This is a genomic window from Microcoleus anatoxicus (assembly GCF_042465725.1).
GTDB lineage: Bacteria > Cyanobacteriota > Cyanobacteriia > Cyanobacteriales > Microcoleaceae > Microcoleus > Microcoleus anatoxicus.
The window spans coordinates 5,627,107-5,653,819 of record NZ_CP120853.1; the positions used below are offsets into that span (position 1 = coordinate 5,627,107).

General features: G+C 45.1%; 20 protein-coding genes. 11 read left to right on the forward strand and 9 right to left on the reverse strand.

Annotated elements, in window-relative coordinates; genetic code table 11:
* Window positions 1-127 precede the first annotated feature (127 nt).
* Both P2A85_RS24475 and P2A85_RS24480 read left to right on the forward strand, forming a co-directional pair.
* The gene (locus tag P2A85_RS24475; RefSeq protein ID WP_377475954.1) at window positions 128-1,546 is read left to right on the forward strand and encodes an ATP-binding protein; all 1,419 of its coding nucleotides are present in this window, start codon (window positions 128-130) and stop codon (window positions 1,544-1,546) included.
* 239 nt (window positions 1,547-1,785) lie between these two features.
* Complete coding sequence (locus P2A85_RS24480; RefSeq protein WP_377475955.1) at window positions 1,786-2,520, forward strand: SGNH/GDSL hydrolase family protein; 735 nt, start codon at window positions 1,786-1,788, stop codon at window positions 2,518-2,520.
* A gap of 43 nt (window positions 2,521-2,563) precedes the next feature.
* Here the strand turns inward: P2A85_RS24480 and P2A85_RS24485 are convergent, their stop codons facing one another.
* The 3 genes from P2A85_RS24485 to P2A85_RS24495 all read right to left on the reverse strand — a co-directional run bounded on the left by P2A85_RS24485 (window position 2,564) and on the right by P2A85_RS24495 (window position 6,557).
* A complete protein-coding gene (locus P2A85_RS24485; RefSeq protein WP_377475956.1) occupies window positions 2,564-2,788 on the reverse strand; it encodes a DUF433 domain-containing protein in 225 nt (74 codons plus the stop codon).
* Window positions 2,789-3,064: 276 nt separating this feature from the next.
* The gene (locus P2A85_RS24490; protein ID WP_377475957.1) at window positions 3,065-4,846 is read right to left on the reverse strand and encodes an ATP-binding protein; all 1,782 of its coding nucleotides are present in this window, start codon (window positions 4,844-4,846) and stop codon (window positions 3,065-3,067) included.
* A 673-nt stretch (window positions 4,847-5,519) separates the two neighbouring features.
* Window positions 5,520-6,557 (reverse strand): glycoside hydrolase family 10 protein, encoded by a 1,038-nt coding sequence (locus P2A85_RS24495; protein ID WP_377481680.1) that lies wholly within the window; start codon window positions 6,555-6,557, stop codon window positions 5,520-5,522.
* 145 nt (window positions 6,558-6,702) lie between these two features.
* On the opposite strand from P2A85_RS24495, the gene P2A85_RS24500 reads away from it, so the two are divergent.
* Window positions 6,703-7,224: a hypothetical protein gene (locus P2A85_RS24500; RefSeq protein ID WP_377475958.1), complete on the forward strand. Its 522-nt coding sequence runs from the start codon at window positions 6,703-6,705 to the stop codon at window positions 7,222-7,224.
* A gap of 160 nt (window positions 7,225-7,384) precedes the next feature.
* On the opposite strand, the gene metK is transcribed toward P2A85_RS24500, so the two are convergent.
* The gene (metK, locus tag P2A85_RS24505; RefSeq protein WP_377475959.1) at window positions 7,385-8,647 is read right to left on the reverse strand and encodes a methionine adenosyltransferase; all 1,263 of its coding nucleotides are present in this window, start codon (window positions 8,645-8,647) and stop codon (window positions 7,385-7,387) included.
* Between the two features lie 297 nt (window positions 8,648-8,944).
* On the opposite strand from metK, the gene P2A85_RS24510 reads away from it, so the two are divergent.
* From P2A85_RS24510 to P2A85_RS24520, 3 genes are all read left to right on the forward strand, one after another.
* On the forward strand, window positions 8,945-10,660 hold the full coding sequence (locus P2A85_RS24510) for an AAA-like domain-containing protein (protein ID WP_377475960.1): 1,716 nt from the start codon (window positions 8,945-8,947) through the stop codon (window positions 10,658-10,660).
* A gap of 136 nt (window positions 10,661-10,796) precedes the next feature.
* Window positions 10,797-11,738, forward strand: coding sequence for a hypothetical protein (locus P2A85_RS24515; RefSeq protein WP_377475961.1), 942 nt, complete (start codon window positions 10,797-10,799; stop codon window positions 11,736-11,738).
* The gene (locus P2A85_RS24520; RefSeq protein ID WP_377475962.1) at window positions 11,735-12,022 is read left to right on the forward strand and encodes a nucleotidyl transferase AbiEii/AbiGii toxin family protein; all 288 of its coding nucleotides are present in this window, start codon (window positions 11,735-11,737) and stop codon (window positions 12,020-12,022) included. The genes P2A85_RS24515 and P2A85_RS24520 overlap by 4 nt, the downstream gene beginning before the upstream one ends.
* Window positions 12,023-12,104: 82 nt before the next feature.
* Here the strand turns inward: P2A85_RS24520 and P2A85_RS24525 are convergent, their stop codons facing one another.
* The 5 genes from P2A85_RS24525 to P2A85_RS24545 all read right to left on the reverse strand — a co-directional run bounded on the left by P2A85_RS24525 (window position 12,105) and on the right by P2A85_RS24545 (window position 19,555).
* Entirely contained in the window at window positions 12,105-12,536 is a 432-nt protein-coding gene (locus tag P2A85_RS24525) for a hypothetical protein (protein ID WP_377475963.1), read from the reverse strand.
* 243 nt (window positions 12,537-12,779) lie between these two features.
* Window positions 12,780-14,561 (reverse strand): ABC transporter ATP-binding protein, encoded by a 1,782-nt coding sequence (locus P2A85_RS24530; RefSeq protein ID WP_377481683.1) that lies wholly within the window; start codon window positions 14,559-14,561, stop codon window positions 12,780-12,782.
* 192 nt (window positions 14,562-14,753) lie between these two features.
* Entirely contained in the window at window positions 14,754-16,217 is a 1,464-nt protein-coding gene (locus P2A85_RS24535; RefSeq protein WP_377475964.1) for an RtcB family protein, read from the reverse strand.
* A 561-nt stretch (window positions 16,218-16,778) separates the two neighbouring features.
* A complete protein-coding gene (locus P2A85_RS24540) occupies window positions 16,779-18,614 on the reverse strand; it encodes an APC family permease (protein WP_377475965.1) in 1,836 nt (611 codons plus the stop codon).
* Window positions 18,615-18,703: 89 nt separating this feature from the next.
* Window positions 18,704-19,555 (reverse strand): prephenate/arogenate dehydrogenase, encoded by an 852-nt coding sequence (locus P2A85_RS24545; protein ID WP_377475966.1) that lies wholly within the window; start codon window positions 19,553-19,555, stop codon window positions 18,704-18,706.
* A 560-nt stretch (window positions 19,556-20,115) separates the two neighbouring features.
* Here P2A85_RS24545 and P2A85_RS24550 point away from each other — a divergent pair.
* The 5 genes from P2A85_RS24550 (at window position 20,116) to P2A85_RS24570 (ending at window position 26,622) form a co-directional block, all read left to right on the forward strand.
* The gene (locus tag P2A85_RS24550) at window positions 20,116-21,681 is read left to right on the forward strand and encodes a pentapeptide repeat-containing protein (protein ID WP_377475967.1); all 1,566 of its coding nucleotides are present in this window, start codon (window positions 20,116-20,118) and stop codon (window positions 21,679-21,681) included.
* 77 nt (window positions 21,682-21,758) lie between these two features.
* Window positions 21,759-23,321 (forward strand): pentapeptide repeat-containing protein, encoded by a 1,563-nt coding sequence (locus P2A85_RS24555; protein ID WP_377475968.1) that lies wholly within the window; start codon window positions 21,759-21,761, stop codon window positions 23,319-23,321.
* 98 nt (window positions 23,322-23,419) lie between these two features.
* Entirely contained in the window at window positions 23,420-23,554 is a 135-nt protein-coding gene (locus tag P2A85_RS24560; protein WP_377475969.1) for a hypothetical protein, read from the forward strand.
* Window positions 23,529-25,055 (forward strand): pentapeptide repeat-containing protein, encoded by a 1,527-nt coding sequence (locus P2A85_RS24565; RefSeq protein WP_340519485.1) that lies wholly within the window; start codon window positions 23,529-23,531, stop codon window positions 25,053-25,055. The genes P2A85_RS24560 and P2A85_RS24565 overlap by 26 nt, the downstream gene beginning before the upstream one ends.
* The gene (locus tag P2A85_RS24570) at window positions 25,045-26,622 is read left to right on the forward strand and encodes a helicase C-terminal domain-containing protein (RefSeq protein WP_377475971.1); all 1,578 of its coding nucleotides are present in this window, start codon (window positions 25,045-25,047) and stop codon (window positions 26,620-26,622) included. The genes P2A85_RS24565 and P2A85_RS24570 overlap by 11 nt, the downstream gene beginning before the upstream one ends.
* Window positions 26,623-26,713: the final 91 nt, after the last annotated feature.

Consider the following 26,713-nt stretch of genomic DNA (forward strand, 5'->3'; position numbering starts at 1 on the left):
TCTACCGCCAAAAACTCGCAGTCTTAAAAAAACTCAAACAATCCATCCTGTAAAAAGCCTTCACTGGCGAACTCACCGCAGACACCGCCAACGAGAAAACAAAAGCCGCTAAGGAGAGAATTGCTACATGATTACGCTTGAAACCCTTGAAAAATGGCTGCTTGCACCCGCAGAGACAGAACGGCTGGAATTCAAAGAAGCCAAACAACAGTTTGATTCAAATAAGCTGCTGAAATATTGTGTAGCGCTGGCGAATGAAGGAGGCGGTTATATTGTTTTGGGCGTTACCGATAAGCAACCTCGCCAGGTAGTAGGTTCCCTAGCTTGGTCAACAGCAAAGGATTTAAACAGGATTAAGGCATATATAGTTGAGAAACTGAGATTTCGGGTAGACGCTACAGAATTGCAGCATCCTGATGGTCGAGTGCTAGTGTTTGAAGTGCCAACCCGTCCTGTAGGTCGTGCATTAGACTATGAGGGAGCCTACCTAATGAGAGCGGGAGAAGATTTGGTGCCGATGACACAAGATGTACTCAAGAATATTTTTGCTGAAGACCAACAAGATTGGTTTTCCCAAGCCGCCCGATGTAACGCTAGCCCTGACGATGTAATTGCCCTACTAGATACTCAAACATACTTTGAACTGCTAGAAGTTCCCTATCCGACTAGCCGCGATGCTGTCCTTGAAAAATTGCAAAGCCAATATTTAATCAAACAAACACCACAGGGTTGGACAATCACCAACCTAGCCGCCATCCTGTTGGCAAAAAAACTGGATGCCTTTTCCCCTGCATTGGCTCGCAAAGCACCCCGTGTCGTGATCTATGAAGGTATTAATAAGTTGCAAACCCGCGATGACAAAACGGAAAACCGGGGATATGCAGTTTGCTTTAAATGGTTGGTAGATTTTGTCCACTCAGCAGCACCACAAAATCGCTTTATCGAGGAAGTTATGCGCGAAGAAGTGAAGATGTTCCCAGAACAAGCACTACGGGAACTGATTGCTAATGCATTGGTACATCAAGATTTTTTAGCTACGGGCGCTTCAGTAATGATCGAGATGTATAGCGATCGCATCGAGATATCTAATCCTGGCATCCCGCCCATTAAGGTAGAGCGATTTATTGATGAATATCGCTCCCGCAACGAACAACTCGCCGATGTAATGCGACGTTTCCGTATATGTGAAGAAAAAGGCAGTGGTATTGACAAAGTTGTAAGCGCAGCAGAGATATTTCAACTACCCGCACCAGATTTTCGAGTAGGTGAGACACGCACCACAGCCATGCTGTTTGCCCATCAGGATTTTGCAGATATGAGCAAAACAGACCGAATTCGAGCCTGCTATCAGCATTGCTGCCTGCGGTATGTCACTAATCAACCTATGTCTAACCAAACCCTACGGGAGCGGTTCCGTCTAAGTGATTCGCAAGTAGCAACCGTTTCTCTGATTATAGGAGCTACCAAAGAAGCTGGCTTGATCAAGGCTGACGAATCCGAATCAACCTCTACCCGCTATGCTCGCTATCTCCCTTTTTGGGCATAAAAGTGTTTTAACGCAAACCGAGATGAGTCACTCTCAAAACCTCAAACCCTTGCAAAATCATCAAAAAAGTGCTTTAACGCAAACCGAGATGAGTCACGCTCGAAGCCTGAAACCCTTTCAGAATCATCAAAAAAGTGTTTTAACGCAAACCGAGATGAGTCACGCTCGAAGCCTGAAACCCTTTCAGAATCATCAAAAAAGTGTTTTAACGCAAACCCAGGCAAGCAAAATATGAACGAATGAATCTACCGAAAAAAATAGCATTTCTAGCGCTTTCTTTGGCTTTGCTGGCGTCAGCAGGATTGAATGTCTTTCTCTACCAACAATGGCAAAAGTATTACCTGTTATTAAATTCTACGGCACTTGACCCACTTGGCCTCAACTCCTATCCCAATTCAGCAGAAAAAACACAAAAACCTGTCATTGTTTTTTATGGCGATTCACGGGCAGAGAGTTGGCCAGTACCAGATACAATCAAAAATGCAACTATTATTAATCGCGGCATAGGTGGCCAGACTACGGCGCAGGTGCTGGGACGTTTTCAGCAGCACGTAGCTTCGCTGAAGCCTAAGATAATTGTGATTCAAGTTGGTGTCAATGACCTTAAGGCAATTCCTTTGTTTCCCGAACAAAAAGAGGCGATTATTGGAAATTGCAAGACAAATATCGGGCAAATTGTGCAAAAATCTGTTGACACGGGAGCTAAGGTTGTGGTAACAACTATTTTTCCGTTAGGAACGTTGCCGATCGCACGACAGCCGTTTTGGTCGGATGATGTAGCGATCGCAATTAAGGACGTAAATGATTATATCAAAACCCTGGCGGGCGATCGGGTAATTGTGTTTGATAGCAGTCAGGTATTGGCGAATTCCCAGGGGATTGTTGACTCAAAATACAGTCGAGACTTTCTGCATATTAACTCAGAAGGTTATGCAGCGCTCAACCAGGCAATTGCTGGTATTTTGGTACAGTAGGATAATGCCAAGGTAGGAGGTAATTGAGCATCAATCCAAATATTCATGCTGTCAACCGAGTAAAATCAGTGCGTCGTGCAGCAAACAGCAAGCAGGCTTGGATGTCTTCAGGTTCCAAATCGGGGAATTCTTCTAAAATTTCAGTGACAATCACATTTTCTGCCAACATTTCTAAAATATCGCTGACCCGAATTCTCATGCCTCGAATGCAAGGGCGACCACCGCACTGACCGGGTGTTTGGGTAATACGAGTTAACAAGTTATTCATTTTGCCTCAAGCTGTTTGATGACAGGTAAGATTCTGTTATTATACAAAAGCTGGTTGCGATCGCCTGCGCGTGAAATCGATTATATATGAATGCTGGAAATAGTGCAATAATAATCAAAACGGTGTAATAAACCGCATCAAAATAACTTAATTAAATAGACATCTGGGAAAAATAAAATATCCCGCCCCCAATGACAACAGTAAAGGATTTGGACGCAAAACAACAGCTTTGCAACAAACCCAATTGTCGCCCAAATACTTCACCCCAACATGACATTACCCATTTCCCGCCGGTATCCGCACAGTAAAAATCGACCCTTTCCCCTCTTCACTTTCCACCACAATCTCGCCACCCATCATCTCACAGTAATACCGGCTAATCGTCAGCCCCAATCCAGTGCCACCGTACTGTCGCGTTGCTGAACCGTCAGCTTGCACAAAAGCTTCAAATAACTTGTGCTGTTGTGCTTCCGACATTCCAATTCCCGTATCCTTAACCGATAAACAAATCCAATCAGATTCGATCGCCCCAGCATCAGTTTTACCGATCGCGATCGCACTGTCAACACCCGATCGCCCTAAATTCAATTTGCCACTTCCTGCAATCCGGCTGACACTCACTTTCACCCTACCGTTTTTGGTAAACTTAGCAGCGTTACTCAACAAGTGCATCAAAACCTGCCGCAATTTCCCCAAATCTGTGTGCATAATACCCGCAGTTCGATCGCACTCAACCTCCAAAACATTACCATTTTTCCCTACCAAAGGTTGCGCGGTACTCGCCACTTTCTCCACCAGCGATGCGATGTCAAACTCCTCAATTTCCAGTTTCATTCCCCCCGTTTCAATTTTGGACAAATCGAGGATATCGTTAACCAAAGATAACAAGTGCGCCCCCGCTTTCTCAATCTTGTCCAAGTCTGGTACAAACTCCTTGTACCCACCATCCCGCGCCTCTTCTAAAAGTAGTTGACTGTAGCCAATAATTGCGTGTAAAGGTGTCCGGAACTCGTGAGTCATATTTGCTAAAAACTGGCTTTTAGCAGTGTTAGCGGCGACAGCAACTTCCCTAGCTTGTTCCAATTCTTTTGTATGTCCCGAAACCCGCTCGATTAGGTGATTGAGAGAGACGGCCAGAGAGCCGATTTCACCTTTGGCACTGACGGGGACTCGCAAGTCAAAATTCGACTCGGCGGCTACTTGTTGCGCCACCTGGGTGACGCTGATGACAGGTTTGGCGATCGCCCTACTGGTGCGCTTCGCCACAATTCCCGCCACCGCTACCGACAGCAACATACTAATGATAATTATGCCCTTTTCGATGCCTTGGGCATTCTCCATCACTACACCGCCTTGTCTTTCTTGCTGCTGGGCTATGTCGAGAATTTTGCTCAATTCCTGAAAATGGCTATCGAGTTGCTGTGCACCATATCCACTTTCAATTGCCAAGATTTTTCGGGCTGATTCTATCTGTTGTGGTGATAATTGCGACCGCTCAATTTGCTGCAAGGTAGACTGGAGAGTAGTGGCGTAGGAGTCTAAATCTGCTGTGCAATCTTGCAATAAAGCCTTGAGAATCCGAGGTTCTGCTGCCAACCAAGCTGGTTTACTATCGGCAAATTTTTCTATTTGCGATCGCAGGTTTTTCGCCTTAGTAATACTCGCAATTAACTGTTCTTTTTGCCACTTCAATTTAGCGGAATTGTCTACAAAAGAATCTAGCTGCGACCCCTGCAAATGTGCAGCCATGGTTGCATCTTTAAAATTGCCTAGCAATTGGGCTTGTTGGTGAGCATCATTGAGTTGTTTGACTCCTTGTCCTTGGTGGTAGTCGGCGATTACCAATCCACTCATTGAACCCAAAAAACCGATACCGATTGCCAACAAATACCCCGTCCCAATTTTTTGATGAATGCCCCAAGTACCGATTTGATTTTGCCAATCTTCGATTATTTTAAACAATGAATTTATAACAATTTCATCGATGCTATCACCTGCTTTTTTGGGTAAGTTAAGTTTGGAAATATGCAACCGCTGTTTTCTGCTAGTATCTATCACTTGTTTTCACTCTCCACAACTGGCATTTCTTTATATTTCCTAAGACCTACATCCGAAAAATAATCTGATGTTTTTGTAGCCTCAAAACAAAAAATAAATTCGGTGGATGTCTCAGAAATAATTAGATGTTTGATTACTCCTCACAAATTATTTTTCAACTCCTAAAACTCTTATTCAGGTAAAAACAGATAAATATTTATGCAAATAGTGTGTTTTATTCCCATAACACATTACAAGCACAGACTTCGGCATTTTTTATTTTTGTTCAAAGAGTGACAGGCAAATTGGGAATTTTAGATAACCTCCAAAGGATTATTTGCAGGTACTGGCACATACTTTTAATGCTTGTCATAAATCCCAAGTGAAAAAGTTGCCCAGTCCACTGATGAACTCGAAAGGTTCTAAAATTTGCAAGTTTTTGCTTTGAGGCGTGGGGAGAATCCCAAATCCCAAACCGAAAATCCTTTGACCCAAAGCTGATTTTGTCTTTTCGACAATGCACCCGATCCCTCAGCTTTGGAATTTGACTACCAATCCGATCGCGATGGTTGAAACTTCCGGTTTCAGCAGCCGACGAGTTGGTATTACCTGATATCACAAATATAGCAGGCGATCGACTTGACAGGCAACCATTCCACCCTAGGTAAAGTTGGTAAAATTTTAATAAGATATATCAGTTAAAATACGGATTATTTTTCAAAAATTTAGCTAAAACATCGTGATTATCGCGCAATGCTTCATAAAAAAACAAAACTTCTCCGTGAATACCACAAGAACGGTGGTAAGCAATCACCTCTAACAACAGTTCGGGAGTTATGCAATAAGAACTACCTCGATTCGCCAACAGAATACCGGGGGAGACGTACTGTAATTGTTCGCTGCTAAACTGTTGTCTAACGAGTCGATCGACTAATTGCTGATAACTGTTAAAATCACGTCGGTAGAATTGCGGGTGAATCATATCCACCAACTTTCTGTCAACCCAACTTTTAGAATCCTGCAAATATTCCACCAGTCCCCATTCATAAGGACTAGGCGACATCGACAGCAATAAATCTGGATTAATCGCTTTCAATTCTCGGTACAAACGAGCCACAAATTCAGTAATAATATCAGCGCGCCAGTGCAGCCAATGTTGCTCCCTAGGATTGGCAGGCGGTTCTCTCCCGCACTGTTGGCGATAGTTTTCCACAGTTTTAGCATCATAGCCACCTTCACAGGGAAGCGCAATGCGATCGTCTCCTTGAACGCCATGGACAGGATAATTTTTCGCAACTTCCAGTATCAAACTTAGCAGAAAGTCTTGCACTTCGGGGTCTAGAGAGTTCATCCACTCGAAATTATTCTTTTTCAGCAAATTTCCAGTGCGATCGCGCGCCGCCCACTCTGGTTTTTTCGCCAGCAAATGACCACCGTTGAGATTGTAAGAACTCACAAAGCCGTATTCAAACCAAGGAATGACTTTTAAACCCACTCTATTTGCTTCAACAATTAATTCTGCTAAGGGATCGCGTCCTCCATAGCGCGAGTCAATTTCGACTCCAAATTGTTCGCGCATAATTTGAGAAGGATAAGCGGTAAAACCTCGATTCCAGACTACAGGAAATACTGTATTAAATCCCGTATCGGCAAGGAAATCCATTGCTTCTGCAATTCGTTGTTTTGAAGTGAGAACTTTGCAGTCTGTGCTGGGTATCCAGACACCGCGCATTCCAGTGTGCTGAGGCGCAAAGGTGGTGGAAATGGCTATTTTATTTTTTGTGTTAACTGGAACTGCCAACTGCTGTTTTAATAAAGATTTGAAATTACGAATCGCTGACTGGAATGGCTCCAAAAATGGCATTTAGTATAGGAATTTGTTATTTGTTATTTTAACTGGTTCCCCGGCTCTGCCTGGGAACCAAGATCCAGAGGCTCTGCCTCGCCAGCTTTTGAGAAACTTGGAGGCAGAGCCTCCGGATCTGTGTTACCAGGCAGAGCCTGGTAACAAGCAGTATTTAACTGGTTCCCCGGCTCTGCCTGGGAACCGAGATCCAGAGGCTCTGCCTCGCCAGCTTTTGAGAAACTTGGAGGCAGAGCCTCCGGATCTGTGTTACCAGGCAGAGCCTGGTAACAAGCAGTATTTAACTGGTTCCCCGGCTCTGCCTGGGAACCGAGATCCAGAGGCTCTGCCTCGCCAGCTTTTGAGAAACTTGGAGGCAGAGCCTCCGGAGCTGTGTTACCAGGCAGAGCCTGGTAACAAGCAGTATTTAACTGGTTCCCCGGCTCTGCCTGGGAACCGAGATCCAGAGGCTCTGCCTCGCCAGCTTTTGAGAAACTTGGAGGCAGAGCCTCCGGATCTGTGTTACCAGGCAGAGCCTGGTAACAAGCAGTATTAAATTTTAACTGGTTCCCCGGCTCTGCCTGGGAACCGAGATCCAGAGGCTCTGCCTCGCCAGCTTTTGGGAAACTTGGAGGCAGAGCCTCCGGATCTGTGTTACCAGGCAGAGCCTGGTAACAAGCAGTATTAAATTTTAGTAGCTTGCCCCTGAAATTTTACTATCGGGTTACTGCCGACAACTGCTCACTCAAAGCTGACTTCAACAGTTCCACCTTATCAGTTTGCTCCCAAGGCAACTCTAAATCAGTGCGTCCAAAGTGACCGTAAGCAGCCACATCTTGATAGAAACGGCCGCCCCTTTCCGCAGGCAAATTCTGCAAGTTAAATGCTTGAATAATCCCCGCTGGACGCAGTTCAAACAACTGCTTCACAACTTCCAAAAGGCGATCGTCATCGACTTTTCCAGTGCCAAAAGTTTCGATCATCATGCTGACGGGCCGCGCGACACCGATCGCATAACTCAACTGCACTTCACACTTTTCGGCTAAACCGGCCGCTACGATATTTTTAGCCACGTAGCGACAAGCATAAGCCGCGCTGCGGTCTACCTTGGTGGGGTCTTTTCCAGAAAAAGCACCGCCACCGTGACGGGAATAACCGCCGTAGGTATCCACAATAATTTTGCGCCCAGTCAAACCTGAATCTCCTTGAGGTCCGCCGATCACAAATTTGCCAGTGGGGTTGACAAGGAAGCGAGTTTCTGCATCTGGTTTGATGGCGATATCCGCAAACACGGGTTCGACCACAGCAGTCCAAAGGTCTTCTTTAATTTTGGCTTGAACTGCGGCAGTATCAGTAATATCGCCGATCGCCTCAGTGTGCTGCGTAGAAATTAAGATGGTATCAATACCAACAGGTTTGCCATCTTCGTAAGTGACGGTAACTTGGCTTTTGCCATCGGGACGTAGGTAAGGCAATTGACCAGTTTTGCGGACTGCTGCCAATTGGCGGCAAATCCGGTGCGCTAAACTAATCGGTAGTGGCATCAATTCCGGCGTTTCGTTGCAAGCAAAGCCGAACATTAAGCCTTGGTCGCCTGCTCCAATGGCGTCCAATTGTTCTTCGCTAGATTGTTCCCGAGTTTCCTGGGCTGTATTCACCCCTTGAGCAATATCGGGAGACTGAGCGTCAAGAGCTACCAACACTGAGCAGCTATTGGCAGAAAAGCCGTTATCTGCGTGGATGTAGCCAATGTCGGCTATTTTTTTCCGCGCTAATTCTATGTAATTTACCTGGGCTTTGGTGGTAATTTCTCCCGTCAGCAGCATCAAGCCCGTGTTGACAACAACTTCAGCGGCGACGCGACTTTTAGGGTCTTCGGTCAGTAAGGCATCTAAAATCGTATCTGAAATTTGATCGCAGATTTTATCGGGATGGCCTTCGGTAACAGATTCAGAGGTGAACAGGTAGCGGCGTGACAATGATTATTTCTCCTTGTGATGTTTTCTAGTTTAGTGGAAGCAGGGTTTGATTTTGAGTAAAGTGACACTACTATAGCAAATTCATACTCCAAGCTCGATCGACAGATCCAAATCTTTAAAGATTTGCCGCCTTTTTTTTATACTATTGAATAATTTTAACCTCTCAAATCTCAAACCTAAAATCGGCTGACTGGTATATTTTGGAAGACAGCCCAGTAGCGAACCACAGCGATCGCATTGATTGGTATGAGCTTACGCATCTAATTATTTATCAGGGTCTCATCTGGCACCACAACTATGCAAGGAATCCCCAAATCACCAAATTTCATCCAAAGGGTTGCAGACTTAGAATTTCCCGGTGGCCCCATACCCCTGGACTCTCGATTTTATATCGATCGAACCCCAGCCGAAGCGCGAGCTTGTGCAGAAATTGGCAAACCCGGAAGCCTGGTTCGGATTAAAGCCCCCAGAAAAATGGGCAAAAGTTCTCTGATGCTACGCATAATTCAAGTGGCACTAGCGCGGGGATACCGCACTGTCACCGTAGATTTTCAGCAAGCGGATGAAGCTGCTTTTGGTAGCTTAGATAAATTTTTGCGATGGCTTTGTATCAATGCAGCCAGACAACTCAAACTCCCACCCAACTTGGATGATTTCTGGGATGAAGATATGGGCAGTAAAGTAAGCTGTACTATGTATTTTGAAAACTATTTACTAGCAGAAATAGAAACTCCCATTGTCTTGGTACTCAATGAAGTCAATCGAGTATTTGAACGTACAAATATTGCTCAAGAATTCCTGCCACTACTGCGTTACTGGTACGAACAAGCCAGACTAATTGATACTTGGCAAAAACTCCGCTTAGTGGTAATTCACTCAACAGAAATTTATGTGTCTTTGAGTTTAAATCAATCTCCTTTTAATGTAGGATTACCCATTAAATTGTTGGATTTTACTGTCGAGCAAGTCCAAGAATTAGCGCGACGATATGGACTGGACTGGAGTGATAGCTCTCCAGTTCAGCAATTAATGAAAATGGTAGGAGGACATCCTTATTTAGTCCATTTGGCTCTTTATAACTTAGTAAATCTGTTACAAGATAACCTCCGTAATTTGCCAGAAGAGGCAGGTAACTATCCGGCACAAACAGAATTAGAACAACTGCTAAAATTAGCTCCTAGTCAAAGCGGAATTTATAGCGAACATATCCAAAGTCAGTCGAGAATATTGCAAAAAAATCCCGCACTATCAGAAGCTTTTCAACAGGTAATAAATTCTAATAATAGTATTTATATAGAGCCTTTAATTGCTTATCAGCTAGACAGTATGGGCTTGGTAAAATTAGATGAAAATAATTGTGTAGTGTCTTGCGAATTATATCGATTGTATTTTAAAACACACAATTTGTCTGAGCATAAGCCAAGGGCTCGTCTTGAAGATTTACAGCAAGAAAATGAAAGGCTACAAGCTTTGGTGAACGTGGACGAACTTACTCAAATTGGGAATAGACGGCATTTTGACAGTTGTTTGCGGGCGGAATGGAAGCACATGAGTCGTGATGGTTCTCCGATATCTTTAATTTTGTGCGATATTGATTATTTTAAAGTATACAATGATACCTATGGACATCAAGCTGGAGATACTTGTTTGCGATCGGTAGCTCAGGCAATTGCTCGATCGCTCAAGCATCCTGCTGATGTGGCTGCTCGCTATGGTGGCGAGGAATTTGCGGTGATTTTACCTGGGACTGATGCGTCGGCTGCTGCGATAGTTGCTGAAACAATTAGAGCTAATATTAAATCTTTGAATTTGGTTTTTAAGCATTCAAAAGTTGCTAATTTGCCGAATCCTGTGGTAACAATTAGTTTGGGAATTGCTAGTGTTGTTCCTGGGCCGGAGAATGATATATCAACGCTGGTATTGGCGGCTGATGAGGCTCTTTATGATTCTAAAAGACAGGGGCGCGATCGGGCTACTCTGAGTACGCTGTTGAATTTTCGGTTTGCATCTTAATCTTAGTCCACGCAAAGATAACCGGGCGGTTGAAACCGCGTCTACATAAACAAAGTCCGCCTCCGCGGACTAAGAGAGTCGATCGCACATCTAGAAAAATTCTATAATCAATCGATATTCTAAAATCTACAATCGGATGGCGACACCAGTTGATTTTCCTAAATATCTGCAATCCCTGGTTGAGTCTTATCAAAAACAACAGCATCTCTACACGCTGACGGATTTACAGGTAGAGGTGCGGGTGGAAATTTCACCGGAAGATCGATCAAACAGCGTTATGTCAAGTTTTAAAGCAAAAAAACTTGACATTACACCCAGTACCAAGAACAATGGAAGTGAGGCTAAATATTGGATTCAAGCCATGAAACCGATTCGAGTTAATACCTCCGCGCTCGTTCACCGGCAAATAGAGGAACAGGGAGAAGGCTACTGGCGGCTATCTGATTTTTCTGGACTACCGCCAACAGCAGTCTGCAAAACCCTCTCCCGTATGGTAGAAGCAGGAACCCTAGAACGAGTTAACAAAGGACTGTACTACCGACCCCGCCAAACGCGCTTTGGCCGCAGCCGCCCCTCTCAAAGTGAGATTCAAAAGTTGCCAGTGGCTCAAACCTTTCAGCCTGCAGGACTTAGCGCTGCTAATCTGTTGGGATTCACCACTCAGAATTCCATACAAGGTGAATTTGCCACCTCAGCTAATAGCGTTCCCCGCACCATTATTGGTTCACGCGCCAAAGTTCACACCCGCAGGCCTGAAACATGGAAACATCTCTCTAACACAGAAGCGGCTTTGCTTGATTTGTTGAGGTCGAGGGCAAAGCTGAGCGAATTATCACCCGAACAAACTAAGCAACGCCTGCTGGAGTGCTTCCGTGAAAGTAACCACTTTGAGTCTTTAGTAGCCGTAGCAGATGCCGAACCTCCCCGCGTCCGTGCAATGCTAGGCGCAATTGGTCAAGAACTCGATAAAAGCCCTCAGCAACTCCAACAAATTCGCCAAAACTTAAACCCCATTTCTAGGTTTGATTTTGGGATTTTGAGGAACCTTTGTTATGCTCATGAATGGCAGGCAAAATGAAAATTTGTGAATCTCCCGATTTTCGCGATGCTATCCGGGCTACCAGAGAACACTTTGCCAACCTTGGTCTTACCGAAGCATTTATTGAAAAAGATTACTATGTCACTGAAGCGCTGCGAATTGTAGCCAATCAGTGGCCAACTCAAGTTATTTTTAAAGGAGGAACCAGCCTTTCAAAAGGATGGAAGCTCATCGAACGCTTCTCCGAAGATATTGACTTATTGATGAACTGCGCAACCAACTTTAGTCAGGAATTACGCAGGCATATATACAGGACTAAATAAACCGGGTTTTTCACAAATATTAAGGGTTTGAATCGAATATTGTAGTGAAAAAACCCGGTTTCTCAACACCTTTACTTAAGTCCTACTTCATATATTCAACCATCTGCTGTTCCAACTTGGCCAGCAATGTATCGACATCCGCCGCAGCTTCCTCAAAACAAACTGGAGGTTCCGGCTTAGGTTCAAAAAAAATCAACTTAATTTGACCTTCTCCTATGGCCAAAATCGCCACTTCCTTCTCAGGCTTGTGAGCGTTCAACACCCCTATAACTTCCTGAATATGACTTCTAACTTGACGGTTTAACTCCTCAACCGCCTCTTTTTTACAATACACAAAACGTGGAGTTTCTGCAATATCAATTGCCAAAATTTCCTCGCTTTCCTCACCCCTTTCCAGAAATAGCCCCCAAGCCAAAGCAGCCAATTCATGTTGATTAGCTTTCACAAACTTATCTAATTTGCGACTCCAGCTATTTTCGTTGGGTTTAGACTCAGGGCTATCAAATAGAAACATTTTCTCTTCTTGATTGTAGAAATTAATATTTTACGGTTATTTGTCACTGGTTATTGGTGATTCGTTACTGGTTATGTGTGATTCGTTATTGGTTCTTGGTTATTGGTTATTTGTGATTCGTTATTCTTTATTAGAAAACTGTGAATAACTGATTACCAATACCCTATGCCCTATGCCCAATTCCCAATTCCCAATTCCCAATTCCCAATTCCCAATTCCCAATTACCCAAAACCGCTTCGTTTCTATTTTATACCAGATTGGACGCGCCAGAGCGACGCATAAACTCCGTCATGTTCGAGCAGTTGTTCGTGCTGCCCCGATTCTACCACCAGCCCCTCATCCATCACAAAAATGCAGTCAGCATTACGCACTGTGGAAAGACGGTGGGCGATCGCAATTGTAGTCCGATTTTTAGTAATGCGTTCGAGCGATCGCTGAATAGCCGCCTCCGTCTCATTATCCACCGCCGAAGTAGCCTCATCCAGAATCAAAATCGGCGGATTCTTCAAAACAGCCCTAGCAATAGCAATCCGCTGTCTTTGTCCCCCCGACAATTTTTGACCCCGTTCCCCCACAATTGTCTCATAACCATCGGGCAATTGCACGATAAACTCATGGGCCTCAGCAATTTTTGCAGCCTCTATAATATCATAATTAGTTGCCTCAAAACTGCCATAAGCAATATTTTCTGCCACCGTACCATGAAATAAAAATATATCTTGACTCACCAATCCAATCGCCCTGCGCAAATCTTTTAAATTCAGTTTATTTAATTCAATACCATCCAAAGTAATGTAACCGTATTGTACCTCATAAAGCCGCAAAATCAACTTCACCAACGTACTTTTTCCCGAACCAGTAGGACCAACTATCGCCGTAGTTTTCCCCGCCATTAGCGTCAAGGAAAAATATTGTAAAATCGGTCTTCTTTGATTGTAAGAAAAAGTCACATTTTTAAATTCCAGCGCTCCCTTAATCGAACTGATGGGCAACCGAATGTCTCCTGTGCGAATGGCGATCGGAGTATCCAGCAAATCCATCGCCCGATTAGTAGAAGCCATCGCCCGCTGATACTGATCCAGAGTGTCACCAAGCCTAGTCAGAGGCCACAGCAACCGCTGAGTCAAAAATACCAAAACACTGTAAGTTCCCACCGACAATCTGCCGGCCACAACCTCCAAACCGCCTAGAAATAGGGTTGCGATAAAACCCAAGAAAATGATAATCCGAATCAACGGAATAAAAGCAGCAGAAAGCACGATCGCCTTTCGGTTACTTTGGCGATAAGCTTCACTTTGGTTGGCGATACGCTGAGTCTCATAATCCTCAGAAGTGAAACTTTTAATAGTAGTAATTCCGCTCAAGTTATTCGATAATTGACCGTTCAAAAAGCTCACCTTTTCCCGCACATCCGCGTAGAGAGGGGCCAGACGGTTCTGAAAGGCGATCGAACCCCAAACAATAAACGGAATCGGCAGCATAGACAGCACAGCAACAGTCGGAGATGCTGCAAAAAAAGCCGCGCCAATAATAACTACCGTTGTAATTACCTGAATAACATCATTAGCACCACCATCTAAAAAACGCTCCAGTTGATTAATATCGTCATTCAAAATAGAAATTAAACCACCAGTGCTGCGTTCTTCAAAATAAGCTAATTCTAATTCTTGCAAATGACTGTAAGCTTCCAGGCGCAAATCATGCTGAATATTCTGAGCCAAATTCCGCCATAAGTAATCGTAAGCATATTCAAAAATAGACTCCAATGCCCAAACAACCGCGCTCAAAATAGTAATAATTGCCAGTTGCCAAAAAACATCTTTTACGCCCCACTGAGCGATAATGGAATCTTGATTTTTCACCACCACATCAACCGCAATCCCGATTAATGCCGGTGGCGCTAAGTCGAAGATTTTATTCAGAAATGAACAGATAGTTGCTAGCCAAGCTTGAAGGCGGTAGCGGCGCCCGTATTTCAGCAACCGCTGTAAAGGATGGGTAGATTTAGGCGAATTTGGTGACAATTGAGGATGGGGGTAATTGGGCAATTTTTAGATTTTGCACTTACTCTCACAGTTTTAAGAACGGGCAAGATGCCCGTTCCACAACCAAGAAATTGTCTTGTGGAACGGGCTTCTAGCCTGTTCCTGATACGGGCAAAATGCGCGTTCCACAACCAAGTTCCACAAATGAGAACGGACAAATATATGCCTAGCTTACGCTTTAAAGGTTAACACAGGCTTCATTTTAGCGACTACATCAACCATTTGTGCCTCTACTTGAGCATCAATTACTGGTTGAATAGCCTTGTAAGCAGCCGGTGCTTCTTCTATTCTGCGCTCTTGCCTTAAGGTAATGCAATCTACGCCGGTTAAGCCCAAAGCAGTGTCACTTTTGTCAACACCTTCGCGACTCATATCGAAACGCGATCGAGCTCTACCAGCACCGTGAGAAGCCGATCGCAAAAATCGATCGTTTCCCTTACCAATTAGTAGATAAGACGGCGCACCCATCGAACCCGGTATAATTACTGGCTGTTCGAGATAGGCGGGACAAGCACCTTTGCGAGTCACCCAACCGGCACCTTCAGCTAAGGTGATATTGTGAGGTAAATCGTAGACTAAAGGAGCTTCGATATCGCCAAAAACTTGCCGCAAACGCAGCCGCAAAAGTTCTGCTAACAGCAAACGGTTGACAAAACCATAGTTAGCCGCTGTTGCTTCAGCTTCGAGATAGCTGTGGACAAGTTCGGGATTTGCGGAGAGTGATAGCGGGAAAAGCTCTGATTCCGGGTATTTGAGGTTTTTCGGCCAAGCATCACGGGCCCAATCGCGCCACATTCCACCTATATATTTACCGACATTCCGGGAACCGGAGTGAATCATGAAAGCGATTTGTCCCGATCGCACACCCCAATTATAAGCCCTAGCTTTATCAACAACTTCATCAACCACTTGAATTTCCACAAAATGATTGCCGCCGCCGATAGTACCCAAGCCGCCATCCCTGACTAAGCCGTCGTTTGGGACTAATTCTTCCGGAGCCCATTGGATATCGCCATTCATGGAACCGCCCAGAAAAGTACGCTCGCATTCTGTCGCCAACTGCTCAGAATCGGAATTTACCACACTACCAGTTGTTTTGTCCAACATAGCATCCAGCCATCCGGGAATCCCGTGTTGGAACATAGCGCGAGCAGTTTTTGCCGTCATGCTGACATCGCGAGTACCAAAAAAGTAATCGCCTTTCATTAATTCTACAAATCGATCGCGTTTTGCTAAGAATTGGGCGATCGACAAATCAGCAACGTGTAACCGCATCCCGCAGTTAATATCCGAACCGAGAGCCGCCGGAATCACCATTCCTGCTGTTTCTACAATAGAGCCGATCGCCACCCCCGAATCACCCGGATGAAAATCTGGAGTAGCGCAGGCGCGACAAACGCAACCACCTTGAGGATGGCGAACATTAGCCAAACTTGCTAACTGTTTGAGCGCCTTTGCTTCCACCGGAAAACCCTCTGGGAGCAAAACTTCTGCTGTTGTGCCACTGTCATCTTGCCAGTGTTCTTTTACAGAACTATTGACAGAAATGGAGTATACTTTGTTGTCGTAACTAACATCAAGACCTTGCCGAGACAAAGCTCGCAAAAGCCGATTCAGATTTTTTGGCTGCTGCATAAGTATTATGTTGCGGGCTGCATAGCAAGGGAGCATCCCGATTGTCTAAGGGCGAAGCATGACCGCAGACAATTTATTAGGGATAACCAGAGATTTACTGCGGTCATGCTTCGCCCCTACGAATATATTTGCACTCATTGAAATGCACCCCATAGCAACCCCACAAATTGAAGAGATATTGTAGGTAATCAAAGACTTTGGTTCAGCAGCCGCAATCTTTTTAAACACAAGTTTAAAGGCAACTTGTCTAATTACTACAATCCTGACACATCATTTTTGATATGTCAACTATAGCAGTAGGAAAAAGGAACTTCGGCAACAAACAGAATTTGTAACTGCTGTCATAAAAAATGGGAGAATCTCGAATTTGCAAATATATATGTAGGGGCGAAGCATGACCGCAGTACATCTCTCGTTTTAACCAATAACTTATCTGCGGTCATGCTTCGCCCTTAGAAAATCGGGATGCTCCCGAAAAAATGCCCTTCGACTAGGTAATTCCCCATTCTCCATTCCCCATTCCCCATTCCCCATTACCCATTCCCTATTCTCCATTCCCTATTACAGAAAATACCTAACCGTCGTCACCACCCGACTTCTTTTCGCCCGCAAAGCCGCCTTCAAAAAGAAAGCAGTTTGATTATGCAGCAATCCCTCCCACCAATTTCGCGTCACAAAAGCCGGAATAATCAGCGTTAAGAAAACTCCCGGCCGCTGTGCTTCAAACAAAGTCAAAAAGTGAGTCAAAGCCTCGCCCACAGAACGATAAGGAGATTCTAAAATTTCCAAAGGAATATCAGACTGCAAATCTTGCCAAGATGCTTCTAATTTGGCTCTATCTGTCAAACCAATATCAACATGAACTGCGACAACTTCATCAGCAATTAAACGAGCATAATCAAGAGCCTCCAAAGTTCCCCGATGCAACTGTCCTACTAATACCACCGCCGGATGTGTTGCCACCTTAACTGTAGGTCTGGGAGGATAGGACTTCGGTTCTACTCCCTGAATGCTCAAACGAGCCGCTACATACCGATAGTGCCGCCGAACAGCTAAAAATAAACTAACCACGATCGGAATAGTGACTACCACAACCCAAGCCCCCAACAGGAATTTGGTGGCGATAATTACACCCAAAACTAACAATGTTGCCAATGCACCGACACCGTTCATCACAGCACTAGCTTGCCATCCTTTCCCCCGCTCTTTCAGCCAGTGAATTACCATCCCCGACTGGGAGAGAGTAAAAGAAGTAAAAACTCCCACTGCATAGAGGGGAATCACCGCCGTAGTCTCGCCTCGGAAGATGACAATTAAAAATGCAGCGCAGAGACTCAGCAGGGTAATTCCATTAGAATAAACCAGGCGATCGCCCAAAAGCGACAACTGTCTGGGCAAAAAACCATCTCGCGCCAAAAAATAACAAAGTCGCGGAAAATCTGCATAACTGGTATTCGCCGCCAACAGCAAAATCAACAGAGTTGCCGCCTGCAAATAATAGTAAAATACACCTACTCCAAAAATATCTTTTCCTAACACAGAAAGTAGGGTTTCATGTTCGCTAGGAATCACTTGATAAATATGAGCCAAGTAACTAATTCCCAAAAACATTACTCCCAGAATTACCCCCAAATATGTCAAAGTCAGCCGTGCATTTTTCCATTCAGGAGGCTTAAAAGCCAACACTCCATCGGAGATAGCTTCCACTCCAGTCAGGGCAGTACAACCAGCAGCAAAGGCGCGGGCTATCAAAAATAATCCTAAAGGTTCAGAGGCGGGAATATTTTCTAATTTTGGCAAAACGTGACCTGTGGCTTGTTGATATAAACCACAGAAAATTAAAATAAAAATACCTAGGATAAACGCATAGGTAGGAACCATAAATATTTTGCCAGATTCCCGCAATCCCCTGAGATTGGCAAACATGATCGGGACAATAAAAAACAAGCACATTTCCACCGTGTAGGATTGCAATCCCGGCACTGCGGAAGTCAAGGCTGCCACCCCAGCCGAAATACTCACAGTTACAGTTAAAATGTAGTCAATCATCAGAGAAGCCGCTGCGATTAAACCTGGATAAATACCCAAGTTTTCTCGCGCTACAATGTATGCACCACCGCCGTTTGGGTAAGCTTTAATCGTCTGTCGATAGGAAAGTGCTACTATCCCCAAGAGTAAAATAATAATTGCAGAGATAGGCAAGGATAAGCTCAAACTGCTGCTGCCTGCTAGTAATAATACCAGCAAAGTTTCTTGAGTAGCGTAGGCAACAGACGAAAGTGCATCGGAAGCAAGAACAGCTAATCCAGTAGCGTTGCTCAACCGTTCGTGAACAGATGCACTGGTAGGTAGAGATTCACCCAGTAAAACTCGCTTGAGTCGAGAATAAGTATACATTGAAAGCCAATATATAGACGTTGACAATCATAATCTAGACTGCGACCTTAGCAAGTTAATTTTTACCTAGGTTTTAAATTTTTAACTTTTTAGTTGGAATTGCTTAACCCGTAGCTGCTTCTGGTGTCTTGAGTCAGGTTCAGCTTGTTTTCGAGAGTGGCCCAATCTTCAGCCTCGATATCGCCAATCAATTGGTCGAGACAGTCGCGGTATATGGAGAGCGATCGCAATAATTCCACTCGATTGTACTTGGCCACCATCACTCCCAACTCAGGATTGCCACCACCAACCCTACTGGTGTCTCGAAAACCTGAACTGGCCAAATGTTGCGCTAGCTTAATAATATCTCGATCGCTCTCGTTGGCGCAGGCCGCCAGCAGTGTCGCGCTCGCCATGATTGGCAAATGAGAAATCCAAGCCACAGCTCGATCGTGTTCTGCTGGCCCACAGCGGTAAATTTTAGCACCTAGCGATCGAGCAATTTCCTCCACCCTCTCCACCGCAGCCACCGGCGTTTGAGCAGTGGGAGTAACCACATAGGGCCGGCCCACAAACAAATCCGACACCGCCGCGTCAATCCCGCTCTCGGCAGTCCCCGCCATTGGGTGTCCCCCCACAAAATTGGGGCACAGAGATGATACGGACTGGACTATGGGTGTTTTTACCGAACCCACATCAGTTAGAATAGTATCAGGGGAAAGATGAGGTACTAACTGTTGGGCGATCGACTCGATCGACCCCAAGGGCGTGCATATAAAAACCACATCGGCTACTGCCATGTCAGACAGATGGACACTGGCTTTATCCACAACACCGCGGGCGATCGCCCTGTGGCAAGTTTGCTCCCGGCTAGAAACCCCAAAAACCGAAAAACCGCGCGATCGTAAATCCAGCCCGATCGAGCCACCAATCAAACCGAGTCCTACAATACCAATATTCATAACTATAAAATGGAGATATTTATTCGGTGTTCGACGCACTCTTGACTATACAACCCCGTTTCCTGTCTATTGTCAAACTCAGGATTTTGGTAAAGCGTAGTTTATGGGCGGATTGCGGATTTACGTAGAAAATATTGTTTTTTCAAACGCTGTGGGTAGCAACTATTTGTCTTTTATTGATTTTAGCAACCATGATTCAAACTCAATCTTATCAAAAATGAGCGATCGCCACTCTAATTGTATTATAATCATTTAATTACTTTTTCGCCAAAAGTAAATATTTTAAATCCGACTACTTAATCGAGGCTTAAATGTGGCGAAAAACACAGACAGATGGTTGAACAATAAATTTATTCCATAAAGGTCAAAAATGGTGAGTTCCACCAAGATTGCCTGTGGAGCGGATCGACAAGAGTACCAGTAATTCTTAGACCGCCACGAAGCAGGAAGTTAAAACCAAAACTAGCTTTGTCCAGTTAAGTCTAGACTTAAACAGCTTTGGATCAATTTAACAGAACGGTTCTCAGTCTTCCATCTTTTTTCTATAGGGTGCCGTCCCCATGACAGTCGAGGAACTCCTTACAAAATATGCCACCGGAGAGAGAAACTTTGCCGGTATCAACCTGACTGAGGCAAACCTCAGCGGAGTCAACTTGAGCGGAGCCAACCTCAAGGGTGCGAATCTGAGTGTAGCAAACCTCAGCGGAGCCAACCTCAGCAAAACCAACCTCACCGGGGCAAAACTCAACATCGCCAGACTCAGCGGAGCCCATCTCGGTGGAGCCAATCTCACCGATGCCGACCTCAACGTCGCCTACCTAGTCCGAGTTGACCTCAAAAGAGCCACACTCACAGGAGCCAAACTGATCAGAGCCGAACTAATTCGAGCCGAACTCAGTGGTGCAAACCTAAGTGGTGCAAACCTCAGCGGTGCCACCCTCACCGAAGCCACCCTGCGAGGAGCTAACCTCAGCCAAGCCAACCTTCGAGGTGCAAACCTCAGTGGCACATCCTTGACAGGGGCAAACCTGGAACAAGCAAACTTGCAAGGTGCCGACCTCAGCCGAGCCGATCTCAGCGGTGCGGACTTGCGAGGTACAGAACTCCGACAAGCAAACCTGACTCAAGCTATACTCAGCGGTGCCGACCTCAGCGGGGTCAACCTTCGTTGGGCGATTCTCAGTGGCTGCAACCTCCGCTGGGCAGATCTGAGCGATGCCAAATTGAGCGGCGCCGACCTCAGCCGTGCCGACCTCTGTCAGGCTAACTTGCTCAACGCCAGCTTAGTGCACGCCGACCTCTCCAATGCTTATCTGATTCGCGCCGACTGGATAGGGGCCGACTTAACCGGTGCGACTTTAACCGGAGCCAAACTCCACGCTGTTTCCCGGCTCGGTATCAAAACCGAAGGCATGACTTGCAAGTGGGTTGACCTCAGTCCCAACGGCGATCACAGCCAAATTTACTGGCTCAATCCAGGAGGAGGCACCCAGGAGTTTTTTCACTCGTCCTTGCCCACAGTTCGGATTGTGATTGATGCCCCCCTAGACCAAGGCGCTCATTTTGCACTAGCTGCAACATATTACCAAATTACTCAACAATACCCAGGTTTAAGCGAGCCACCAACCATCGAAGTCAACTCCAGGCGCACCACACTTGCTTTTAAAATGGACAGCGATGATAAGTTATTCGCCACCGCTTACGTCGCCATAATTCCCTTTAACGATGCGGCCATCACTCAAAAAAATCTGATAGCCTTGATGAAAATGATTCAATCCCATGATGCAGGCAATCTCAATGTCAAAGAATCCAAACACGTCCAACATTCCAGCAAAGCCCTCAACCAAGCTATCAGCAAAGTCGATCAAATCAAAATATCTAATTCTTTTCCCAAAATAGGGGCAAGTATCAACTTCTTTCAGATACCTACACAAATGATATTAATTAATTCTCGCGACCAAAGGCTCAGTGTATATCACCACCAAGCTTTTGGCAAGCGCCTGATTAAAAAATATGACCCCAATAACTCAACAGCAGGCAAGTTCGTGGAAAGTAGCAAATTATCTCAGACAAATCTCAGTAATGTTTTAGATTTTATCAAAGGTTTCCATAACATAGATGTCTAAGCATATTGCCTCTAGTTGCAAAAATTGCTTATTCTAAAGCTTTGTGAACCCTAAAAAAATCTAGGAGATAGATAAGCATGGACGCCGCAGAACTCCAAGCCAAATATGCAGCAGGAGAAAGGGATTTTACTGCCATCCTGCTGTGCGAAGCCAATCTCAGCAGAATCGATCTGAGCGGGGCTAATTTCACCGAAGCAATCTTAAGTCTCACTAACTTGAGCGGAGCTAATCTCGTTGGCACCAATCTCAGAAAAGCCAAGCTCAATGTAGCTAGACTCAGCGGTGCTAATCTCAACAAAGCTAATCTCAGTGGTGCAATCCTCAACGTAGCTAATTTGATTCGAGCTGACCTCCGGGAGGCTCAACTGGTGGAAGCTACACTGATCAGGGCTGAACTGATTCGAGCCGACTTTAGCAATGCCAATCTCAGCGGTGCTAACCTCAGCGAAGCAGATTTGAGAGAAGCAACTCTCCGAGAAGCCAATTTAGAACAAGCAGACCTTAACGGAGCTCATCTCAGAGGTGCTTGTCTCACGGGGGCTAACTTGGAACGGGCAAATTTGCACAGGGCTGACCTCAGCAGGGCTGACCTCAGAGGAGTTAACCTCTGCAATGCCGAACTCAGACAAGCTAATCTGTCTCAGGCTAACCTCAGTGGTGCCGACTTACGAGGTGCTAATCTCCGCTGGACTGACCTCAGTGGGACTAACCTGACTGGCGCGGACCTCGGTGAAGCGAGGTTGAGCGGGGCTAATTTATACGGAGCCAATTTGAGTAATGTCAACCTGTTGAATGCTACTCTGGTACACGCGGATTTGACCCAAGCCAACTTGATTCATGCTGATTGGGTAGGTGCTGATTTGACTGGTGCTGCTTTGACGGGGGCAAAAATTTACGCTGTATCGAGATTTGGTTTGAAAGCAGATGATATTACTTGCGATTGGGTTGACCTCAGTCCCAATGGCGATCGCAGCCATATTCAGCGTTTCACTGCCGAAGAAGCTCAAAAGTATTTTAATGCTACCCCACCTACGGTGCAAATTATTGTCGATCGACCCCTAGACCCCAACGCTAACTTTATCCTGGCAGCTACCTACCGCCAAATTGCCCGCCAATACCCAGGCTTGAGCAATCCTCCCAGTATCGAAGTTAACTCCCGACGCACAATCATATCCTTTAGAATTGACCAAGACGAACAACTATTTCCCACAGCCTTTGTTGCCATCATTCCCTTTAGCGACGCGGCATTTACTCAGAAAAATATTATCACTCTAGTCAGGATGATTCAACCACAAACCGGCAATAACCTTGGGGTCAGAGTTTCCAACTTGGTATCGCAATTGAGCGTGGCTTTGACCCAAACTATTAGAAAAATAGGAGAGATGAAAATTCAGCCTGTGCGCCTGGATAATGAAACTGTATCGACTTTTTTTCAGTCTCCGACCCAAACTATACTTTCCAATTCCATTGCCGAAAGTTTAATGGTCCACTATCACCCAGATTTTGGCAGACATTTGATCAACTTGCCAGGGGTAAATAAAAGTGCAATTAATCCCGCAATTAAAGCCCAAAGACTTACTACTCCACCGATAAACATGGTAATTGAGTTTATTAAAGGCTTTTATCAACTCGGTGATTAGATATCATTAATTCAGGGGCAAATATTTTTATCTATTCGTATATGCTAAGTAAATCATGGTGCATCTCAGTTTTGCAAATATATTAGTTGGGGCGAAGCATGACCGCAGACAATTTATTAGCGATCGCCAGAGATTTACAGCGGTCATGCTTCGCCTATGCAAAATCTGGATGCTCCCGTAAATCAGAGCGAAATAAAGGTAAAAAAGATGGAAATAGCAGCACTTCTGAATAGATTTGAACTGGTTAAGAAATACACAGAAGGTAAGAGAGATTTTACGGAAATCAACCTGAATGAAGCAAATCTTAGTCGGATAAATCTCAGTCAATCTATTTTGAGAAAAGCGAATTTATTTGTCGCCAACTTAGGCGGTGCTAACTTGAGTGAATGCGATCTCACAGAAGCTAATCTTAATGTGGCAAGGTTCAGCAGTACAAATCTGACGCGAGCAATCTTAAACGGCGCTACTATTAATGTTGCTAACTTTGTGCAAGCTAACTTGACAGAAGCTCAATTAATTGGAGCATCCCTGATTAGAAGTGAATTAATCAGAGCCGAACTCAGCAAAGCTAACTTCACCGGAGCTAACCTGACTCAAGCAGATTTAAGAGAGGTACAAATTACCGGCACTAACCTCAGTGGTGCTAATCTTTCTGGTGCAAACCTCCGAGGCGCTTCTGGTTCATCAGCTAACTTTGAAGAAGCTAACTTACACGGGGCTGATTTGACTAAAGCAGAGCTTAAAGAAGTTAATTTTAGCAATGCGGATATGAGACAAGCTTCTTTGCATGAGGTAGATCTTAGTGGCGCGGATTTAAGCGGGGCCAACCTCACCTGGGCAGATTTGAGCGGTGCTAATCTCAACGGCGCTGATTTGAGCGATGCTCAATTGAATGGTGCTAACTTGAATTTAGCAGATTTAAGCAATGCTAATTTAGCAAATGCTAGTTTGGTTCACGCTGATTTGACCGAAACAAATTTGATTCACGCCGATTGGGTAGGTGCTGATTTGACGGGAGCAAATTTAACAGGGGTAAAAATTTATTTGCTGCCGCGATTTGGGGTGAAAGTAGATGACATTACGTGCGAATGGGTCGATCTCAGCCCTAGGGGCGATCGCACTCAGATTCAAAAATTTAATTCCCCCTCAGAATCGATAAAATTTTTAAATCACAAACCGGCGCTAGTACAAATTGTAGTTGATGCCCTGTTAGACCCGTCAGCAAACACCGCTTTAGCAACAGCTTACTACGAAATAGCTCGGTATTATCCGACAATGAGTTCTTCTCCCAATATTGAAATTGACTATCGTCGGACAACAATCACTTTTAGATTTGAGAGCGATGAGCATTTATTACCATCAGCTTTTTTAGCAGTTCTTCCTTTTGACGACTCTATAGAAATTCATAAAAATATTGTAGAAATTGGCAAAAAAATTCTCAATCAAGATCTGGGTAAAAAACGGATAGTGCAGTTGTGTAAAGAATTGAATGCTGCTATAAATAATATCAGAGAGGTCAAGAAATTGGTGTTAGCAAAAAAAGCTGAATATGAAACAAATTTTTTTGATTCACCTACCAAAACTATTTTAATCAGTTCGGGAATGCAGAGTTTGATTGTACATCATAACCAGAATTTTGGTAAGCGAGGTCAAAATCATCGCAGCAGTAAGTTCAGTGTGTCTGTGGGTCAATCATTAGTTGATTTTATGGCAAGTTTTGATTATGTTGATTGAGGAATCTCAACTGCAAAATCAATTGATTGAGGTAGACGTCCACAACTCGCTGCTCCGTTTCCTGCGATCGCACTCCGAACCACACTGGCCACATCATTTAACGATGGCGCGTCTGGTGGCGCGGGCTTTACGTTTGGGGCGCAGCGCTCTGATTCAAACAGGGCTTCCCGCAGGAGCTCACCAACAACGGTATCGAGTCAGTTATTTGATGCCGATTTTGATGTGGCCCGAACCTGTAATTTTAGTCGCTCCGCCACGGGCGATCGAGTATTTGAAAGCAGTGGAAATCCCTCGATTGCAAGAGTGGCTGGAAACCGATCGCCCGTTAGCGAAGCCCTCGAAGAGGATCGCCACTAATGAGCAAAATACCGATTTTTCAGGACTCATGCTAGTAGATCCGCAATCTTGGCTAGCATCGCACTTGGGGACTGATGCGCAACCACAGATCCAAATTCCGACAATTATTGACGGTGTAGACGACTTGGAAGTTTGGACGCGCCAGCAATTGACGGTGTGTTTGCATCCGGGAGATTGGAATGACTTAATGTTGGCTGTACCCAGCCAAGCCGATGCTATCCTGCAACGGCGGGTGTTGTTAACACGAGCCTGCTTTCAGCATCCAGCGAAGCCGGATGAGTGCTATTTGCTAGAAACCCCAGAGCAAAATATCTTGGAGGGGCTGTTTGAACAGATTAATCTTCGTTCGATCGAGTCTTCCAGCCGGATTCCTGCTGCTTGGAGCAAATTTTGGCACCGATGGGAAAGCAACGGAAAACTGAGGTGGGCCCAAATCAATCGTGAGGCTGGGTCATTTTCTCTGTACTGCGCGCCGGTGCAGGTGGCGGAGGTTTTGCGCAAAATTTGGCAGGATCGGCCAGTGGTGTTGATTGGTGGGGCGGTGGATTTGGAACCAAAGGCGCCGATTTTTCGGCAAATGCTGGGACTTCCAGAATTGACTTGCGTTAAATTTTCGCCCGATCGACAAAGCGAATTAATTCAACTTTACATCCCCGACGGATTACCGCTACCGAATACGCCGGAATTTCAGGGAGTTTTAATTCAGGAAATTCGGACTTTGCTATGTATGAGTTTGTCGGTGGCGGGTTTAACGGTGCTGATTGTGGGAGATGTACCGCTGAAGGCGAGACTGGCGGCGAGGCTGGCTTCTGAGTTCGGTTCGAGGGTGCGGGTAGAAACCACAGATGTGGGGGACAATGGGATTTTGGTGACTGGGTGGGAATTTTGGCGGGAACATCAGGGGGAATTGAGCGCCCCTCATTTGCTGGCGATCGCCACTTTACCACTTCCTTCCATGGAAAATCCTTTGGTGACGGCGCGGGTGGCTTATTATAAAGAACGGCGTCAGGATTGGTTTCGGTTGTATTTGTTGCCGGCGGCGTTGAATGAGTTACAAAGGGCGATCGCACCTGTGCGAGAAAGGCAGGGCGTAGTGGCGATTTTCGACAACCGAGTGATTTACCGTAGTTATGGACAGCAAATTTTAGCGGCGATGAGTCCCTTTGCGAGGATTGATTATTTGGATACTACTTGGTTAACTCAGGCGTAATAGAGCCGGCGCTAAGATGATTGATATCAATTCCGGTTGTATCGGAATGATTTAACCGCGAAGGCGCTAAGGACGCGAAGGAAGAGAAGAG